Here is a 19,790-nt window from a genome sequence, read left to right as displayed (position 1 = left end):
TATGAGAATGAGAAAATATATCATAAATCTATTTGCGGCTGCTGCGTTGTTAGTGGGGTGCGGTGAAAGCTTGGAAGACACGTATAGCGATTATGCCGGGGACGGAAAGATCCGTTACGTGGCAAAATGTACAGAGGTTCATGCCACTCCCGGTTGGGAACGGTTACTTTTGGAATGGATAAACGGGACGGATGCTACCGTTGATAAAATCAAGGTGATATGGTCATGTGAGAACTTGGGAGATACGATATTTCTTCCGAATACGGCCGAATCCTACGAGTTGAAAAATTTGAAAAACGGGACGTACCGGTTCGATATTTGTGCTGTGGACGGTGAGGGGAACGAGTCTTTGATGGAAACGACCTATGGGCGTCCTTACACGAGGGAACACGAGATTATGTTGGCATTCACGAGAGGGGTCGTGAAACCCTATTTCTTGAAAAATAAGTTGATTTTCTTCTCCGACCAGTGGAACGAGAATATTGATGAGATCAAGTTGCAATACAAGAATACACAGGGTGATATTCAATATTACACGTTTGATAAGGAAACGAGTTACAACGCTTTTATCACGATTGATGACGTGAGCATGAACCCGACGGATACGGTCTATGTACTTCGGAAAGGAAGGGTGGAAGGTTGTCCGGATCTGATTGAATTTGATCCGTTGGCTCTGAACCGTACGAAGATTTTCAGTTCAGGATTTGTCAATGCTATCGAGCGTCGTTATGGTTATTCGACTAAAACGAAAGAGCAGGAAGCGGAATTTGAGAAATTTGTAGAAGGGGTGACCGAGTTGGAATTTGATTACGATATGGAAACTTTCGAGGACGTGTTGTATTGCCCGAATCTGAAAAAATTGATATTTGCGAAAAACCGTTATCTGGACTCGAAGTATAAATATTCGACGGATTATGATCATCCCGTGTTGCGAAGTGATATAGAGAGGAGTCTTCAAGTTTTGGATAAGGCAAGTGAACCGGATGTCTTGGGATTGAAAATCGAATGGTATGGTGGCTGGAATATACCCTATTTCGAGACGGAAGAACCTCCATATATGGAATACATGGGATACTCCCCGCTTCCCGAGATGGAATTGATTGCACCGGAGGCCTTGAAAACGTATGACAACGGGAGTAAGGTTAATTGTTCTCCTTCGGATCTTTATGCTGTTTTGGATGCTTTGTTGGATGATAATTATCAAACAACATGGACAACCACGTCTAATACGATGCCTCGTAAGTACGAGATGGCTATGGAATTGTTGGAGGAAACAGAGATTAGCGGGATAAAGATTGCACAACCCCTGTATCACCCGATGATGGATCGACGGATGCAATACATCATGCCTTCTCAGATTTCCATTCAAGTGTCCACGGACGGAGGTCATTGGCAGAATGTCACTTATTTTGAAACCAATGAACTGGGACGCGGATCGGGAGAAGTTACTTTGTTGAAATTCCCGGAAGGTTCCCGGCGGGTACGCTATATCAAGTTTACCTTACAGGATGGTTCAGACCCGGGTGGAAACTGTGCGATCGCTTTGGGGGATATTCTTCTCTTTAAGTTGAAGTAGAGGACGGAATCTCGATATGCTCGCTTGAGCAATTTTGATAAGTAATTAAAAAGGGGGAGTCTGGAAAGTTGTTTTTTTAACTCCCTCCCTCCTTCGGGTATTGAGCCTGCTTGCAGGCTCGAATCGGCTCTCGCTCGACAGACGATGAGTAAACTCTCTGTCTGTTCTTGCTTACTCGCCGATTTCCCTCTATAAACAGAGGGAGAGTTGAGTTACTTACCGTCTTTGGTAAGAGTTACCAGCTCCTCCTCTGTTCATAGAGGAGGTGGCCGAAGGCCGGAGGAGTTTGTTTCGCGACAGATAGAGCTTTTCGGATGGCCCCTACAAATAGATCGATATGCTAAAAATCAATCATTTTACCAAACTCTTTTTTAGCGGGATACTCTTGTTGTGTTTTTCCGGGGCTTTCGCTCAAGAGCAGGAGGATCGTCTCCTGCAACTGATGAAACGGGAGCTGGCGTATAGCATGGAGCAACTGAAAAAACAGGAAAGTGTTCCCTATTACATGAACTTACGGGCGATGGACGACCGCACGATAACGGTCGTGAGTTCATTCGGGGCCGTGACTACCTCTAACGAGAATCGTATGAGGACGTTGGTGCCACAAGTCCGGTTGGGTAGTCCGGATCTGGATAATTTCAAGTATAATATGCAAGGAGGGTTTGCCGGACCTAACGCGCAAGGAGCGCGAGGGGTCGTTTTACCCTTGGATGATGATGCCACGGATGCGATCCGGGAAGCGATTTGGCGGGAAACGTTGAAACGTTACGAGTTCGCCCGTAATATGTACGATCAGGCGAAGACCCGGGCCACGGTGAGCGTGGCGGACGAGGATAAAGCCCCGTGTTTCTCTGATGCTCCCATGGAACGTTATTACGAGGCTCCCTTGGCTGCCGGGAGGCAGAAAATGGATATTAAGCGGGCTTGGGAACAGCGTTTGAACGAGGTTTCCGCCGTGTTCAAGGCTTGCCCCGAGTTAAGCGAGGGATCAGCCAGTTTTAGTTTTCAAGTATTGCGCACCTATTTTGTGAATAGCGAGGGGAGCGTGGTGGTGCAGAACCGGATTGCTACCCGGGTGATGTTGATGGCCTCCTTGAAAGCGGCTGACGGGATGGAACTGCCCTTGAACAGGGACTATTTTGCTTACACGCCCGATGACTTACCGGATAATGATCGGATGATCGCGGATGCACGGGACATGATTAATCGGTTGCTTGCGTTGCGTGATGCCCCGGTGGCCGATCCTTACACGGGTCCCGCCATTCTGTCCGGCCCTGCCAGCGGAGTGTTTTTTCACGAGATCTTTGGTCACCGTCTGGAAGGCCATCGCTTGAAATCGGGCGGTCAAACCTTCAAGAAGATGGTGGGAGAGCAAGTGTTGCCTGTTGAATTTCAAGTGTATTGTACGCCTTTGTTGGAACGTTATGCCGATACCGATTTATACGGTCATTACGTGTATGATGACGAGGGAGTAAAAGCTCACCGGGTGGATAACGTGGTGAATGGCGTGTTGAAAGAGTTCTTGATGAGCCGGGTTCCGCTGGATGGTTTCCCGTCAAGTAACGGCCACGGTCGTACTTCCGGCGGGGGAGACCCCGTTTCCCGGCAATCCAACCTGATCATAGAGACCACTCACGCTTACACGGAGGATGAACTTCGGGCCATGTTGGTGGCAGAGGCTCAAAAACAAGGGAAAGAGTATGGTTACTATTTCCGGACTGTGACAAGCGGTTTCACGTACACGGGAGAGGGTGGAAGTCTGAACTCCTTCAACGTGACTCCCTTGGAAGTGTACCGGGTGTTCGTGGACGGTCGCCCGGATCAGTTGGTGCGGGGGGTGGATTTGATCGGTACCCCGTTGTCCATGTTCTCCAATATCGCGGCTGCCGGAGACAAACCCAGCGTTTTCACGGGCGTTTGCGGTGCGGAGTCGGGATGGGTGCCCGTGACGGCATCCTCACCCACGATATTCGTGAGTAAGATCGAAACGCAACGTCGGGCGCAGGCTCGTGATATTGCCCCGATCCTGCCTTCCCCGAAACCGGAGGTGGTGAAAGAGAATAATCCGGATGATGTTATTTTTGCCGCGATGCGCTCCGAACAGGAACGTAACAAGGCAGCTTTAGTTCTTCCTAACGGGCCGAAACCTTATTATATCTCGTACACGATAGCCCGCTATCGTCATTTTCAAATGGCGGCCTCGTTGGGAGGATTAATGCTTTCGAACGTGTCCCCGTGGCAAATGAGTGGCGGCACGCAGGTGTTGCTTGGTGATTACCAGAGAAACAGTGACGTGCAGTATCAGGAACAGATCGCTCCCGCGCAATTACCTTCGGAGGTGGACTATGACGTGATCCGCCGCGGGTTGTGGGAATCGTCCGATATGATGTACAAGTACGCGTTGGGTATGATGGCGCAGAAAATGAATTACCTGCAACAGAACCCGCTTCCCTCGGAAGAGGCGGCGTTGGCAGATATGCAACCGCTCCCGACGGTTACCCGTGTACAAGAGCGTCCGGAGGCCTACAAGATTGATCAGGGTGTTTTGGAACGGCTCGTGACCGAGGTGTCTGCCGTGTTCAACGAGTACAAGGAGATTTATAATTCCAGCGTGGCGATCAACGGGCTGGAGGTGGATATGTACCGCCTGACGACGGAAGGGGTACAACTGAAAGAACCGGGTGGATACGTGAGTGTCACGGTTTCTGCGGAAGTCCGCGGTGACGACGGTTCGAACTTGGGGGATTCGTTCTCTCTTTCCCTGTTGAATCCGGCAGAGATTCCTTCGGTGGAGGAGTTGAAAGAGCGGGTGAAAGCGTTTGCCGAGGGATTGATGCAGTTGAAAGCGGCTCCTCCCGTGGCGGAATATTACAATGGCCCGATTCTGTTCGAGGGAGGTGCCGTGGCAACCGTCCTAGCCAATAACTTGCTTTATCGCGGCGGGTTGATCGCGGCCCGTTCTCTCATGCCTATGGGACGGGGATTGGCGGATCAGTTCGGCCAGAAGATCATGGACGAGCGCCTGACGGTGAAGAACTACACGAACAAGAAGGAATATAACGGAACCCCGCTATACGGTTATTACGAGATGGACGGGGACGGTGTCACGCCGGAAGCGGAAATGGTGCTGGTGGAAAAGGGCGTGTTCAAGAAAATGCTGAACGGGCGGATCCCTGCGTTGAAGGCTCCGGAGACCACGGGTAGTTCCCGTTTCATGATGTCACCGCAAAGCCCGACGTTAGTGACGGGTACGGGAACGATCCACGTGCAGGCGGAAAAGGGCGTTGCTCACGAGAAGATGAAAAAATTGTTGATCAAGGCGGCGAAAGCAGCCGGGCAATCCTGTGCCTACATCGTGAGAGGTATTTCCGGGTCGGCACTTGTCGTGTACCGGGTGGACTTGAAGGACGGGAAAGAGACCCGTGTCCGGACCACGGGTTTCCACATGCCGGAGTTGACGAAGTTGTTGAAGTTGGTTGCCATCTCCTCGAAGGAAGAGGTGATGAATTACTTGCCGAACGCTTACCCGGCCTCGATGATTTATCCTGCGGGGATGATCGTGGATGGCATGGTGATCGAGAAGGCTAACCCGAAGACGGAGAAGGAACCGGCGTTGAAACTCCCAAGACAGCGGGATTAGAACATGAATATCGGAAGTGCTGAAAGTCCCGTTCGTTACGGCGGGCGGGCTTTCAGTCACTTCTCTACAACAAAAAGCGGAAAAGATGAAAAGGATTTTATTTACAGTATGTATGTTATTAGGTTGTGTCCTGTTCACGATGGCACAAGAGGATAGCTATAAGATTGAAGGGAAATTGGCTAACACGGTCAATGGTAAATTGCTGTTGGTGGCCAACACGGATAAGGGAATGCTTGACATTGGCGAGGCCACGGTCACGAATGGCGTGTTCGAGTTCACGGGCCGGATGCCGGAATTGACGTTGGTCTATCTGATGCCGGTGAAAAAGAATGCCGTGTTGGCTTCTTTCATGCTGGAAAACGCCAACTACACGATCACGATGGGCGCAAACGAGTTGATCGTGGAGAGCGATGGGGAGGCGCAGAAAGTATGGAAAGAATTTTATGATTTGGATAAGTATCTGAAACAAAGTCAAAAACAGTTGGATATGCAAGCCCGGGCAAATCCCCCGCAATTACAGAGATTGCAACAGGAGTTTAAAAAAATAGTGGCGAAAGTCGAGGCTGACGAGTTGGCCTTAATAAAGAAGCATAACGACTCTCCCGTGTCTGCATTTGTGATCGCTTCGAAGTTGCCGCAGAGTTTGGACGAGGTGAAATTGGCCGAACGTTACGATGCTCTGAGTGAAAAGGCGAAAGCAACTTCCTACGGCAAACAGATTGCAGCTGATCTGGAAATGATGAAAAAAGTCGCCGTGGGGGAAATCGCTCCCAACTTCAGTGCCCCGTTGGCAGATGGCGGTGTACTTTCACTGCACGAGACCAAAGCTAAAGTGAAAGTCGTTGATTTTTGGGCTTCTTGGTGTGGTCCCTGCCGGGCAGAGAACGTGAACTTGATAAAGATCTATAAGCGTTATCGCCCGAAAGGGTTGGAGATCATCAGTGTTTCCATTGATGATAACAGGCAGGCTTGGTTGTCGGCAATCGGTCAGGATGGCAGCGATTGGAAAAACGTGTCCGACTTAAAAGGCGGACAATCTGAAATTGCCGCGGAGTATTGTGTGAAAGGAATTCCCTGCACCTTTATCCTCGATGGTGAAAACCGTATTGTGGCTAAAAATCTCCGGGGTAAAGACTTGGAGAAGAAGATCGACGAGATGCTGAAAAAGAAGAAATAGCAAGTGTGAGGAGTACGTTGAACCGGGACCGCCTCTAAACTCATCCAAGGGGCGGTCCTAATTTTAAAAACTAAATACATATAAACTTATGAAAACAAAATTATTTAGAGACATCGGTTATTTGGTGTTCATCCTATTAGCACTTAGTAGTTGTGTTAATGAGATGGATATGGTAGAAGACGAACAAGGGTTGGAGGTCTTGAGTAGTAGGACATCGCCACCTTTTGCCGGGTACGAGGAATGGGTGAAGAAGCTTATCGATTACGATAAATCCGCTGATTGCAAGAGTTATCTTGGCAAAGTGGAGAATTTTCTTCAAAGCATATATCGCTCTATTCCGGAAATGCGTGATGTTGTAGATGATTTGATAAATAGGGGATTTAAGTTTCGAGTAGCGGTAAGACATGATGATGAAAGGAAATCTTGGTTTAATCCTAATTCTTCCGAAATAGGTTTTTCTGGTGTAGAAAACCTTAAGATAGAAAACATGATACATGAGTTGTTGCATTTTTTTGCTTTTTACACGGTTGACGAGTACCGGAAGCGATTGTATGCCGCTCGGGAAGAGTACGAGATAAGGGTTTTGACCGATTTATTTATGCGTCGTGATTTTAGTTCATTTCCGTATAAATATCAAGGGTTGAATTCTGAACATAAAGATTATGAATCTTATTTAATTTGGTTACAAAAGATTCTTGACAATGAGGTTCAGAATATGGATCAGTTCTCATCTGATTTTTATAATTATGGATTTTCTTGTATTTTTCAGATCGAAGATAAGTATATTAAAGTTAAAGATTTGCATGGCTATAGACCACGCTTGTTAGCTATTGTTTGGTTTTACGGTAAAATTTGAATAATGTGAATTTATTATATTAACCTCAAAAATGCATAAAGATGAAAAAAATAATTATAACACTATTCGTATGCTTGTCATGTACCATGATCGCAAATGCACAATGGTATCCATACGTTGTGGATACGTTGCCCAAAAGAGTTATTAACGGTTTGGAAGTTATTCCTATAAGGAAGACCTATGAATCGGGAGAATTTTATTGGAGATTGAGAGTCTCTGATTTTAAAGAATGTTTTCAACGGTTTGAGAGTAAATACCCGGGAGGAATTAATTATAATCTAAATTCCGACGAAGTGAACAAGGCTATTTATGATTGGGAGGATCAACTTTGGGAAATATTTCCTCCCGAGATAAAAGCTTTAGAAGGATTTAATCTTAAGCTTTTTGTTGATAAAAATGGACAAGTTTTCACCGTGGAATTTTCTATGCCGGACGAAGCTTTTCAGAAATTGGACGGATTCCCAAAGAACACATTAAAAAATTTTTACCACAAATTAATAAAGGAGAAATGTGAAGCTTTCAAAGAGGTAGATTTACAAGTTTTGGATCCAGATAGCGAAGGAGGTCGACGGATTCTTTTAGAAGTATGTGGTTCGTTTGGAAGTGGAAATGAGTACACGACCATTATTTTGAATAAGACTGGTTATGATATGTTCGGTACATTTAGTCCATGGAGATTGCCGAAAGACGAGTTTAAAAGATTACTCAAAAAGAATGAGGCCGAGATGAACAGCCGGAAGCAAGACGAGTAAATAAGTAAACGAGAGAAACGTATGGAATGGGGACCGCCTTTTGGATGGGTTTAGGGGGCGGTCCAATCTTTTATCTTTTAAAATTTGCGGTATGATGAAAAAATTGAAGTTTGTTCCATGGATATTTTTAGCTTGTTTTCGTGTTTTTGTTCCGATGGAAGTTTCCGGGCAGAGCATGGTTCTTATCGAGAGGGATACTTTCCGGATGTATTCCAATCCTTTAAACGCAGATTCAACATTGGCGGCCAAGGTGTACGATCGGGTATATTCTCCTCCTTATATTCGGGATGCGTCAGCGTATTATGGGTGGTGGCGTTTGCAGGAGGATTCCTTATTTTTGGAGAAGATCGAAGATCACTATGGCACGATGCGTTCTGATGATCATGAAGTCGTGTTTATGGATTTAGGCGGTATTTTTGATGATTATGTGCAAGATGGAAAAGTTTTTGCCTCGTGGTTTAGCGGGGAGCTGGATGTGGTAGGAGGAAAATGTATTCGTCGGGGTGCTTTGGGATTTCGATCGGATTACGAGGATGAATGGATATACCGGGTAGAAAACGGACGAATCATGTCTAAAGCGACGTATCGTAACGAGTTGAGAGAATCAATGTTCTCCTATGTCGAGGCCGGGGATTTGATCGAGACGTTATTTGACGGGGATCGTTTCCCGGAATTGGCGAATAAATATTTGCTTGCTAAAGTGCAGGTGACTCCCCGGCCTGACGGGACGATAGACAGCCTCGGTCTTGCCGTGCGAGTGGTATCGAATAAAGCCGCTATCGGACAAGTAAGAGACGATGACGAACAATGGGTAGAGAATGATTACTCCAACCCTTACATACAAGAATTGAAAGAGTGCGTGCAGCTTGTGCCTGAATGGGAGTACGTGAAGTTACGCGGTCGAGTACATGCGCCGTTGATAGAAGTGAGAGCATGGGAGGGCAAGGGATGTAAGGCTATCTGTTCGGCTACTTTTTGGGTTAACAAGGATTTTGATGAGATTACCACGAACGGTAAGACTTACAATCTGGAGAATTACCCTTTCCAATATAACACGAATCTTTACGCCCGGATTCGTCCCCTGTTGCGGGGTGAGTTCACGCGTTTCCGTTTGCGGGGATATATCGGGTATTGGGAAATTCGGGACGATAAACTCTATCTTCTCTCGCTCCGACGGGCGAATTCATGGGAAATAATCCCTCTTGATGTCGTTTTTCCCGGGAATGGCGATAACCCGGTGGAGGCAACGTGGTACACGGGTAAGTTGCGTTTGTCGGATGTGCGAAGTGCTGAAAGCGACTACTGTCCCCGTCACGGTCGTGGGGAAATTTTTTACAAGGTGAAAAAGGGAAAAGTCATCAAGCGGATGAAAGTCGTTCCTGTAAAAAAGAAAAAAGGGAAGATTTCCCGTTGGGGGAACTATCATTTTGATTTGGAATAGTTTTAAGTGACATTTTGATTTAGACAATGTCTGTTTGGTCTTTTGTTTTCCGGGTTTATTCGCGAATGTCAATAATCGCTACAGCCGCCGGGGCAGATTTTACGAGGTGTAAAATCAATCATTTATGGAAAACAAAAAGACCAACACGTTAATACATTCAAGCGAACCCCGTTATGGCGAGGGACATATATTTCTTTGGTGGGAGAATTATTGCCGGCGGCTTTTGTACGCAGACATTCTTTATGTCGAGGGATCGGGCAGTTATAGCGAGTTTCATGCGATCGACGGGAGTCGAGTGACGATTTCTTATCGTTTGGGGGTGATGGAACGCTCTTTGCCGGACGACACGTTCATCCGGGTACACCAGAGTTTCATCTTGAACTGGCATTACATCGATACATTTGTGGGCAACAGCGTGAAAATCGGTGACCGATGGTTCCCGATCGGGCGGGCCTATCGTCCCCGCCTATTACAAGTGCTACACTTCCCGGAACTTCCCCGGCAAAACAGCAAACAGGAGTTATAATTATCATCTTTAATCATCAATCGGCCTGGTGAATCGGCCATCGGCGGCTTTATTAGTGGATATTTTTGTATCATATTATCCAATATAGTGGAATATAAGATCATTTTTAACTGTTTAGGATAGATAAAAATATTATATTTGTATTTATTCAAATAATTGAAAATGAATATAAATAATTTCGGTGTAATAAAATCGTTGATAACCGGTTTGGAAAGTTCTCAGATTGAATTTAAGGAAACTACAGGACAATTGGAACGTGGGATGGAAACAATTTGTGCCTTTCTCAATGGAGAAGGTGGTACAGTTCTATTTGGTGTTACTGATAAAGGGAAAGTTATCGGGCAAGATATAGCAGATAATACTAAAAGAAATATAGCAGAAGCTATTAATCGATTGGAACCATTGGCTGAAGTTCAGTTATCTTATGTGGCAATCCCTGGTAGTGATAAAAAGGTCATAGCACTTCATGTGGAGGATTCGAGATTTGAACGCCCTTTTACATATAAGGGCCGTCCTTATTATCGTGTAGAGAGTATGACAACCACGATGCCTCAATCTATATACAATGAATTTTTAATGTTTCGTGATGGTTCAAAATATCGTTGGGAGTTATTTGAGAATGGAGATATTTCTTTACAGGATATAGATGATAATGAAGTTTTAAAAACAGTACGACTTGGAATTGAGTGTGGTCGTTTGCCGGAAAATATAGGAAATAATATTCCTATGATTTTGGAAAAATTTGGCCTTATTAGGAATGGAATACTTAATCATGCAGCTGCTATTTTGTTTGCAAATAAAGAACTTGTAGAATATCCGCAATGTTTGTTAAGATTGGCGCGTTTTAGAGGAACGGATAAGATGGAATTTTTAGATAATCAGCGAATACAAGGTAATATTTTTAAATTACTTGATGCCGCAATGGCTTTTATATTCAAACATCTTTCTCTATCGGGTAAAATCGAGGGTTTAGAAAGAGAGGAACAATTGACTATTCCATATAAAGCGGTACGGGAGGGAATTATTAATAGCCTATGCCATAGACAATACCGTACGATTAGAGGATCTGTCGGAATTGCGATATATGATGATCGAGTGGAAATAGAGAATCCTGGGGTATTTCCTCCCGCTTGGGATTTGGAAAAAATGAAGTCAGAGCATCGTTCTGAACCACAAAATCCATTGATTGCCAATGTCCTTTATAAACGTAAATTACTGGAAAGTTGGGGGCGTGGTATTATTTTAATGATTGAAGAATGTAAAAAAGCTAATTTGCAGGAGCCAGAATATAAATCGGAAGATGGTTTTATTGTTCTTACATTTAGGTATGAACCAGTTGCAGGACAAGTAACAGGACAAGTAACAGGGCAAGTAATGGGACAAGTAACAGGACAAGTAAGGATGCTCGTGTCATGTTTGGATAGGCAAGAATTATCGGTGAAAGAGATTATGGAAGTATTGTCTTTGAGGGGGAGAGATAATTTTCTTAATGGGTATTTGAATCCTGCAATGAAGGATGGATTTGTGGAACAAACTCATCCTGAAAATTCTAGGCATAGAAATCAAAAGTATCGTTTAACCGAGAAAGGTCGATTGCTATTATCTTCTATTTCTAATATTTCAATGTAATGGTTCCAGTTTAATTGTCCAGACAGTGTTTAGATGAAAAGTTTAATAGAATTAGACGTATTAGGACTGCTGTATGACTATGAATTACGTAGTGTAACTTTATTTTGGACTTTGGCAAAAATTCTTTTGTAATAATCGCATCTAGATTATAATGTTTGGTTTTTTTTGATTGTTGGTATTTATAGCTTTATCTCTAGAAATTTCGTTTGGGTATCTTTTTAATCTAGGTATGTTACTTGATATTCTATCGGGCAATATCCATTCTTCTTCCGTTGAGAATCCAATGTAGTTAGGGATTAATGACGTATCATTTTCGAATCAAAGACGAATCAAAGACGTTCAGCGGGTGTCTTTGATGTGGGAGAAAGGGGGAGATTGTCTCCTCTTTACCGGGGATGTTTTTCGGTTGTTCATTGCTTTGTTCTACGGTCTGTTTAGGGATTTTCTTTTATCGGGAGAGTTGTGTGTTCACGAGTGAGAGATTCGAATTTATGGCGAATATGAAACGAAAAAGGTTATTTGTGAAAACATCCTGTTGTCTGTGAATTAGAGTTTTATGTCGAAGATGCAGGCTCTATCTTTGCATCAGAAAACAAAGAAAACTTTAAAAACGAACGAGTGATGGCAATAACAGAAGAGAATATTCGAGGAAAGATCGGGAATTCGATTTTCTACCGAGTGGGATCGGTGACACGGGTGAGGAGTGTGGCGGCACGGTATGCGGATGCGAACACGTCAAAACAGCGGGAAAGCCGTTCCCGCTTGAGGGTGGCAATACGCTTTTACCACCGTTTGGCGGAGACGGAATTACGAAAGGTGTGGTATTTGGCAACAAAGGGAACGGGGAAAAGCGGGTATAATTTATTTTTGAAGTTGAACATGATGATTTTTAAGCCTGACGGGAAGATTGGGGATTTTGCCCGGTTGCAGTTGACGGTCGGTCGGTTACAAAAAGTGAATCATCTCGTGGTGCGTGTTGATGAGGGGGATGTGGTTTCTGTGGCGTGGGAACGGGAGGAAGATCTTCCTTCCGCGGGAAAAGAGGATAAGTTCATGGTTGCCGTGCTTTATGCCGATCGTTCGTTTTCCCCGGAGTTTGTCAAGACGAGCGGGGAGACTAGGGGTGACGGGAAAGCCACTTTCCGTTTGCAGCGTAAACGGGGAACGGCAGCCCATTTGTATTGTTTCTTTCGGGAAAAGGATGGGAAGGCTTATTCGCCGAGCCAACACGTAAGAATTTAATGATTTTAGATTTATGATTTTAGATTCCAGCCGCACGGGGCCTTACTGATTTTAGATTTTAAATTTTAGATTTAAAAATTCAGGGATTGGGTGATTTCCGGTTGAAGGATTACTTTATGAACCTTATAAACTTTCGAACTTTATGAACTAAATGAAGACGAGGCGTTTAGCTGTTCCGGGCGTGTCGTTACGGGGAGGTGTGTGTGGGGAAAGGGAACGGGGTAACTTTAATAATAAAAACATGGCAAGAAAAGAGACAAGTAAAAGGGAAGAAACGGCGAACGTGTCCGTGCAAGTACTTGAAGAGTTGAGGGAATTGCGGGAAGAGGTGCGGTTGGCAATCGAGGCAGCATCAAACGCTTCCTACAGGTTGATGGATGCCGAGGAGTTGTGCCGGGCTATGCAAATATCCAGGCAGACATTACGGCGTTACGAGAAACAACTCCTTATCCCGGAGAGGAAGGTGGGTAACAAGAAGTTTTACCTCGCGGCAGAGGTGAAGAATTGTATCGTCACGGCTTTACGACTTTGGAAGGAGTGAAGAACGTGGTCGGGGCGGTTGGCGAGGTGATCGACCGCCTGACGCTCCCGGCGAGGGAGAAGAGACAACTGGAAGTGGACCTGCTGGGATTGCTGGCAGAACACGAGAAAGAGGTGGCCCGCTCTCGCTCGGCAGCTGTGGTGGAGGAGGCCCGGGGAAATTGGTTGCAGCGATCGTGGCGGCCGCTGGTGATGCTGGTGTTCGCCTTGATCGTCCTCGTGGGGACGTTCACGACGCTGCCCATCCTCTCCGATACTTCCCGCTTTTGGGATTTGCTGGAAATCGGCCTGGGCGGTTACGTGGTGGGGAGGAGCGGGGAAAAAATGGCGGAGGCGATTTTTAAGGTAAAAGCTAAAAAGTAAAAACTAAAAGTTGGAAAAAGTAAAAGGTAAAAACTTGATTAATTAAATTTTTATTCATGGGAATTTCAATTTTCAATTCTCCATTTTCAATTGTCAACCATCGTTTGATGGGTGGCGGGGTGGTTCACCTGGTGAGCGCAAAGAACACCCGGCGTTTGGAGGGGCCGGACATGATCGTGCTGCACTACACGGCGGGAACGAGTGCCGAGAGTTCCGCGCTTTTCCTGACCCGCCCGGACGTTTCGGCCTCGGCTCACGTGGTGATCGGTCGGGAGGGAGAGGTGTTCCAGCTGGTTCCTTTCAACATCGAGGCGTGGCACGCGGGGAAGAGCTGGTACGCCGGGCGTGGCGGGTTGAACCGTTACTCGATCGGGATAGAGCTGGATAACCTCGGGAAACTCCGGTTCTCGGGCGGGTTGTTTATCGCGGAGTGCGGGCGGGTGGTACCGCCGGAGGAGGTTTACACGGATTGTTCCGGTGATCGCCCGACGTACTGGCATCGCTACACGGCAAGGCAGGTCCGGGTGTTACGGGAGATCTGTACCCTACTGGAAGAGACCTACCCGATCCGTGACGTGGTGGGTCACTCGGTGATCACGCCGAGAAAGATCGACCCGGGGCCGGCGTTGGAATTCGCCTTTAGCGAATTTCAAGATAGGAACTAGAAGTTAGAAACTAAAAATTTACCTTCTTGGGGCAGGGCCCGCCCCGGGCATGTAAAGTTCATTTTCAATTTTCAATTTTTAATTGTAAAGTTATGGCAGAATTTAACTCGTATTTATTGGGAAAAGCAAGAAAATCAGTGGGAAACATCACGTTGTGTTACACGAGAGGGAAGAACATCGCCAAGGCGAAGGTGTTTGCCCGGAAGGACAACCCGACGCCGGAGATCCTGGCCCAACGGGCGAGAATGAAAGCGCTGGTACAGTTATCCCGGCAGTTGTTGCCGGTGATCCGGAAAGGCTTCGCGGGTATCGGTAGAGGTTCGGCGGCGAACGCTTTCGTGAAGGTGAATATGTCCCGGGTATCGGTGGACGAGGCGAACGTGGCGACGGTGGATCTCGAACGCTTGCTTTGCGCTTCCGGTATGTTGTACCCGCCGAAGGTGGAAGTGACTTACACGGAAGAGAGCAAGATGTATTCTTTCATGCAGGAGATGCAGGACGAGGAGAACGGTTACGCCTTCAGTGACGATCAGGTGTATGCGGTGTTATACGAGAGCGTGCTTGGGCGAGCCCGTCTAGTGACGTTGCGAGTCCGTGGGGAGAACGGTAACACGAGCTACGCTCTCCCGGAGGAGTGGAGTCACGAGAACGTGAAACTGTATTGTTTCGCCACGTTGAAGAACGGGAAGAGCGCTTCGGATAGCTGGGTGATGACGCTGTAAATTTTATGGTTCCTGATCGAGTGATTTCGCAAGAGGAACGAGTTCTCACGTCTCCGGCAGAGGATCCATGCCGGGGACGTGAATCCCATTCTAAATTCTAAACTTTAAATTTTAAATTATCAAAATGGGTAATTATTTTTTGATCGGTATGTTTTCGACGTTGAGTTTTAACGCCGTGTTGTCGCAGATGGCGGACAACTTGTTGGCAGGAGTTTTCAGTATCGTTGGTGGGGTGATCAGTTCGCTTGCAGTAGCATGGGTGAAACGACGGTGAGAGAGAATGGGATAGGGAGCTGTCCAAAAAAGTCTTATTCAGTATCTATAAACTACCCCCTCCAGCTCCCCCTTACACAGGGGGAGCTGGAGGGGGTAGTTGTTTAAAATAGACTTTTTGGGTAGCCCCCTCACTTTTGGGATATTAAATGTTTTATTATATATTGATTTCCAGTTATAAATATATTAAATTGTTTCAAAACCTAAGCAAGTTGACCTTATTTTTGTTTCAAAACCTAAGCAAGTTGATTTTGTATGTACCAGCATTGCAAAGCGGGGAAAGTTGTGATTTTTTGGGTATTTACCTAACCGTGTAATTTTTCAACAATCTAGGAAAGAATCAAAATTTTTGTGTAAATTCGCCTAAATAATCTTATGAAAATGAAAGTATTTGGCGGGATGTTATGTTTCCTGTTTGTTTTATCCTTAAACGTGAAGGCGCAGGATTCGGTGAGGGTGGCGCTTGTACAGGCGCACTTGATATGGGGGAATGTGAAATCCAATCTATGGGCTTTTGATAAGCGGGTGCCTTTGTGTAAGGGTGCCGATGTGATTGTATTTCCGGAGCTTTTCACTTCCGGATGTGAGATGAAGAAACGGGATAAAGAAGAGGCAATGCGTTCGAAAGATGAGGTGGCTTCCTATTACCCGACAGTGATCAAGCGGATGAAGAAATGGGCAAGGCACTCCGGGGCATTGGTGATCGGTTCCACGATTTACAAGGAGGAAGGGAAATATTATAACCGGTTACTGGCTGTTTATCCGGATGGGAAATACGAATATTACGACAAGCATAATTGTTTTAAAAAGGGTAGTTTCTCGCCCGGAGACCGTCATCTGACACTGGAATGGAAAGGGATACGTTTCTCAACTTATATCTGTTATGATTTGCGCTTTCCGGAGTGGAGTAGGAATCAGGGCGAATATGATGTTGCCATTTACATTGCGAATTGGCCGGAATCCCGACGGGACGATTGGAATCAACTTCTACGGGAACGGGCTTTCGAGAACGAGGCGTATGTCGTGGCCGTTAATTGTGCCGGGACAGACTTAACAGGACTTGTTTACCGGGGAGAGAGTTGCGTGATCGCTCCCGACGGGGGAGTAAGGGCGAGATGCAGGGATTATTGGGATGACGTTGTGGTTCATAAGGTTTGTAAAGTTCGTAAGGTTATAAAGTAGCTTAAGGGGCATACAAATAAAGCGTCCTTGGGGGACGCTTACTTTATAAACTTTACAAACCTTATGAACTAGTCCAATTTCAGCACGGCAAGGAATGCTTTTTGCGGGACTTCAACGTTCCCGATTTGTTTCATTCGTTTCTTTCCTTTTTTCTGTTTTTCCAGTAGTTTACGTTTACGGGAAATATCACCACCGTAACATTTTGCGGTTACATCCTTGCGAACGGCTTTGATGGTTTCGCGGGAAATAATCTTCGCACCGATGGCAGCTTGGATTGCAATGTCGAATTGCTGACGGGGAATCAGTTCTTTTAATTTCTCGCAAATGCGTTTCCCGAAAGAATAAGCGTTATCAAAGTGGATTAAAGCAGAGAGGGCATCCACGGATTCGCCATTCAGCAGTATATCCAATTTCACAAGGTTAGCCCGACGATAACCGATCTGGAAATAGTCAAAAGAGGCATATCCTTTCGTGATACTCTTTAATTTGTCGTAGAAGTCAAACACGATTTCGGCCAGTGGCATCTCGTAGTTCAACTCGATCCGGTTTCCTGTCAGGTAGTGTTGCTTTATCAGTACGCCTCGCTTGCCGAGACAAAGGGTCATGATTTGGCCGATGTAGTCGGTGGGCGTGATGATCTGTGCTTTTATATAAGGCTCCTCGATATAGTCCATTACCGTGGGAGAGGGCATATCGGAGGGGTTGTGCATTTCGAAAACTTCGCCTTTCGTGGTGTGGGCGATGTACATAACGTTGGGAACGGTGGTGATCACGTTCATGTCGAACTCCCGATCCAGACGTTCCTGCACGATTTCCATATGGAGCATTCCGAGGAACCCGCAGCGGAATCCAAATCCAAGGGCGGCTGAAGATTCCGGCTCGAAGGTCAGGGAGGCATCGTTTAGCTGTAATTTCTCGATGGAGGTACGCAGGTCCTCGTAATCCTCCGAATCAATCGGGTAGATTCCGGCAAAGACCATGGGTTTTACTTCCTCGAATCCCTCGATGGCGGCGGCGCATGGACGTTCCACGTGCGTGATCGTATCCCCGACTTTTACCTCGGATGAAGTTTTAATACCGGAAATAATGTATCCCACATCTCCCGTTTTCAGTTCGTTGCGGGGTTCTTGTTCTAGGCGTAATACTCCAATTTCATCTGCATCGTATTCCTTGCCCGTGCTCACAAATTTCACGATGTCACCTTTTTTCAGACTACCGTTCATGATACGGCAATAGGTGATGATTCCGCGGAAAGAGTTAAATTCCGAGTCGAACACCAAAGCCTGAAGTGGCGCATCGGGATCACCCGTAGGTGCGGGAATTCGTTCTACAACCGCTTCCAGTATTTTATCCACGCCCAAACCAGTTTTTCCACTGGCTTCAATAATATCATCCCGCTCGCATCCGATCAGTTCTTCAATCTGGTCCTTCACTTCCTCAGGCATGGCATTGGGCATATCCATCTTGTTCAAAACGGGAATGATTTCCAAGTTATTGTCAATGGCAAGATAAAGGTTCGAGATGGTTTGTGCCTGAATACCTTGCGTGGCATCGACAATCAGTAGCGCACCCTCGCAGGCAGCAATGGAACGTGATACCTCGTACGAGAAGTCCACGTGTCCCGGGGTGTCTATCAAGTTTAGAACATATTTCTCTCCCTTGTAATGATAATCCATCTGTATCGCGTGACTCTTGATCGTGATGCCTCGCTCTCGTTCCAGATCCATATCGTCAAGCACCTGTGCTTGTAAATCTTTCCCTACTACAGTTCCGGTCGTTTCCAGTAAACGGTCGGCAAGTGTACTCTTACCGTGGTCAATATGTGCGATTATACAGAAATTCCTAATGTTCTTCATCTACGAAATTTTAGATTTAAGTTGCAAAAATATGGATAAAGCGGAAAATTTCAAACGAAAAGGAACTGTTTGTTTAATAATTCATTCCGAAATGCCAGAGCGGGATAATATTGGCATATCCACTTTCGATGTCATCTTTTACAATATATCCTTTTGGGAGACCTTCTATTTGTTTTTGTCCTTTGTTTTTCCCTCCTATTTCAAATGTTCTTTCTCCTATCTGAAAATCTGAAATTTTTGAGGATGTGATTTCTTGTTTCACGCGCATCTGGTTGTAAAAGAATGTTTCACGAATGTTTCCTATATTTGGACTTTCTCGTCCTAAAGCATAAATGAGGTTCGTATTATCTATATATATTTTTTCTACTTTGCCTAATCCCCTGATCCCCCCTGTATCATCACGAAGTTGAGCTATCATGCCTGCTTTTTCAATGTAAAGTAGGTAATCGGCTAAATAATTCCGACTTACACCAATCATATCTGCCAGTTTTTGTAGGACTGGCTTAAATGGAACACTTTGAGAAATGATCATTAGAAGTTGTTTTAATTTGCGTCCAGTGGAGACATTCATGTTTGCATATTGTGGGATATCGATCTCCATGGTCTGGTTTATCACTTGGTCCAATTCAATCTCGAAAGTTTTGTCTTTACCAAACGGGTAATAGCCTTGCTGAAGGTACTCTATGAAGAGGGGGAGAGGATGCGTTATTTGGGGTATTTCTACTTTGTGTTCTAATATTTCATCTATTGTATAAACAGGAATATTCATGTGATGAAACATGTTTAAATATTCGCGGAAAGAGAGGCCTTGCATATCGTAGATAGGAGCTCGTCGGCTTAGGTCTGCAGTTCCTTTATAGATGTCTAGAATGGATGATCCGGTAAATCGTATCTGCACATCTGGATAGGTGTCGTATATTTGTTTTAATTCACGTGACCAATTAGGGTATTTATGTATTTCGTCGATAAACAAGTGTTTCCCTCCTTGTTTACTAAATTTGTCTGTTAGATCGATCAAAGAATTCTCTGTAAAATATATGTTGTCTGCTGAAACATACAACGTATCTTTCGGGTGTAGGTTTTGTTTAATATGTTGGAGAAACATTGTTGTTTTACCAATACCCCGTGGACCAACAAGTCCTAACATATGGCTGTCCCAATTAATTTCGGCATATTTATAGCGAATAAAATCGGTGTTTGTAATTTTTAATAGTTTGTTGAAACTTTCGTAAAGTTTATCCATGATTAGTATGTATTTTCTGCAAATATACGCAAATTGCACTATAAAAGTGCAGAAAATTGCTGTTTTCTGCACTTTTATAGTGCAATTTGGAGTTTGTAGTTTTTTGA

General features: G+C 45.3%; 17 protein-coding genes. 15 read left to right on the top strand and 2 right to left on the bottom strand.

What is annotated here, in order from left to right:
* Position 1 precedes the first annotated feature (1 nt).
* The 15 genes from I2I33_RS00865 to I2I33_RS00795 all read left to right on the top strand — a co-directional run bounded on the left by I2I33_RS00865 (position 2) and on the right by I2I33_RS00795 (position 16,584).
* Complete coding sequence (locus I2I33_RS00865) at positions 2-1,576, top strand: DUF4998 domain-containing protein (RefSeq protein WP_087419076.1); 1,575 nt, start codon at positions 2-4, stop codon at positions 1,574-1,576.
* A gap of 337 nt (positions 1,577-1,913) precedes the next feature.
* Entirely contained in the window at positions 1,914-5,216 is a 3,303-nt protein-coding gene (locus tag I2I33_RS00860; protein WP_087419075.1) for a metallopeptidase TldD-related protein, read from the top strand.
* A gap of 85 nt (positions 5,217-5,301) precedes the next feature.
* Positions 5,302-6,393: a TlpA disulfide reductase family protein gene (locus I2I33_RS00855; protein ID WP_140402516.1), complete on the top strand. Its 1,092-nt coding sequence runs from the start codon at positions 5,302-5,304 to the stop codon at positions 6,391-6,393.
* Between the two features lie 88 nt (positions 6,394-6,481).
* Positions 6,482-7,249, top strand: coding sequence for a hypothetical protein (locus I2I33_RS00850; RefSeq protein ID WP_087419073.1), 768 nt, complete (start codon positions 6,482-6,484; stop codon positions 7,247-7,249).
* Between the two features lie 41 nt (positions 7,250-7,290).
* Positions 7,291-8,001 (top strand): hypothetical protein, encoded by a 711-nt coding sequence (locus I2I33_RS00845; protein WP_087419072.1) that lies wholly within the window; start codon positions 7,291-7,293, stop codon positions 7,999-8,001.
* Positions 8,002-8,095: 94 nt separating this feature from the next.
* Positions 8,096-9,442 carry a hypothetical protein gene (locus I2I33_RS00840; RefSeq protein ID WP_140402515.1) on the top strand — a complete coding sequence of 449 codons (1,347 nt, stop codon included), beginning with the start codon at positions 8,096-8,098 and terminating at the stop codon, positions 9,440-9,442.
* 124 nt (positions 9,443-9,566) lie between these two features.
* Complete coding sequence (locus I2I33_RS00835; RefSeq protein ID WP_087419070.1) at positions 9,567-9,968, top strand: LytR/AlgR family response regulator transcription factor; 402 nt, start codon at positions 9,567-9,569, stop codon at positions 9,966-9,968.
* Positions 9,969-10,130: 162 nt separating this feature from the next.
* A complete protein-coding gene (locus I2I33_RS00830; RefSeq protein ID WP_087419069.1) occupies positions 10,131-11,597 on the top strand; it encodes an ATP-binding protein in 1,467 nt (488 codons plus the stop codon).
* A gap of 621 nt (positions 11,598-12,218) precedes the next feature.
* The gene (locus I2I33_RS00825) at positions 12,219-12,839 is read left to right on the top strand and encodes a DUF6266 family protein (protein ID WP_087419068.1); all 621 of its coding nucleotides are present in this window, start codon (positions 12,219-12,221) and stop codon (positions 12,837-12,839) included.
* 151 nt (positions 12,840-12,990) lie between these two features.
* Positions 12,991-13,380 carry a MerR family transcriptional regulator gene (locus I2I33_RS00820; protein ID WP_087419067.1) on the top strand — a complete coding sequence of 130 codons (390 nt, stop codon included), beginning with the start codon at positions 12,991-12,993 and terminating at the stop codon, positions 13,378-13,380.
* The gene (locus tag I2I33_RS00815; protein ID WP_317193308.1) at positions 13,377-13,742 is read left to right on the top strand and encodes a 3TM-type holin; all 366 of its coding nucleotides are present in this window, start codon (positions 13,377-13,379) and stop codon (positions 13,740-13,742) included. Before I2I33_RS00820 ends, I2I33_RS00815 begins: the two co-directional genes overlap by 4 nt.
* 56 nt (positions 13,743-13,798) lie before the next feature.
* Positions 13,799-14,407: an N-acetylmuramoyl-L-alanine amidase gene (locus tag I2I33_RS00810; protein WP_087419065.1), complete on the top strand. Its 609-nt coding sequence runs from the start codon at positions 13,799-13,801 to the stop codon at positions 14,405-14,407.
* Positions 14,408-14,499: 92 nt separating this feature from the next.
* Positions 14,500-15,129, top strand: coding sequence for a hypothetical protein (locus I2I33_RS00805; protein WP_087419064.1), 630 nt, complete (start codon positions 14,500-14,502; stop codon positions 15,127-15,129).
* Between the two features lie 124 nt (positions 15,130-15,253).
* Positions 15,254-15,403 (top strand): hypothetical protein, encoded by a 150-nt coding sequence (locus I2I33_RS00800; protein ID WP_162613658.1) that lies wholly within the window; start codon positions 15,254-15,256, stop codon positions 15,401-15,403.
* A gap of 374 nt (positions 15,404-15,777) precedes the next feature.
* Complete coding sequence (locus I2I33_RS00795) at positions 15,778-16,584, top strand: nitrilase-related carbon-nitrogen hydrolase (protein WP_229128139.1); 807 nt, start codon at positions 15,778-15,780, stop codon at positions 16,582-16,584.
* A gap of 68 nt (positions 16,585-16,652) precedes the next feature.
* Here the strand turns inward: I2I33_RS00795 and lepA are convergent, their stop codons facing one another.
* Entirely contained in the window at positions 16,653-18,440 is a 1,788-nt protein-coding gene (lepA, locus tag I2I33_RS00790; RefSeq protein ID WP_087419063.1) for a translation elongation factor 4, read from the bottom strand.
* A gap of 73 nt (positions 18,441-18,513) precedes the next feature.
* Positions 18,514-19,683, bottom strand: a complete 1,170-nt coding sequence (locus I2I33_RS00785) for an ATP-binding protein (RefSeq protein WP_087419062.1) — start codon at positions 19,681-19,683, stop codon at positions 18,514-18,516.
* Between the last annotated feature and the right edge of the window lie 107 nt (positions 19,684-19,790).

This window comes from Butyricimonas sp. BSD2780061689_150309_C8 (assembly GCF_015560935.1).
Lineage (GTDB): Bacteria > Bacteroidota > Bacteroidia > Bacteroidales > Marinifilaceae > Butyricimonas > Butyricimonas paravirosa.
Note: the sequence above shows the minus strand (reverse complement) of the source record. Positions and strands in the feature narration are given on the sequence as shown.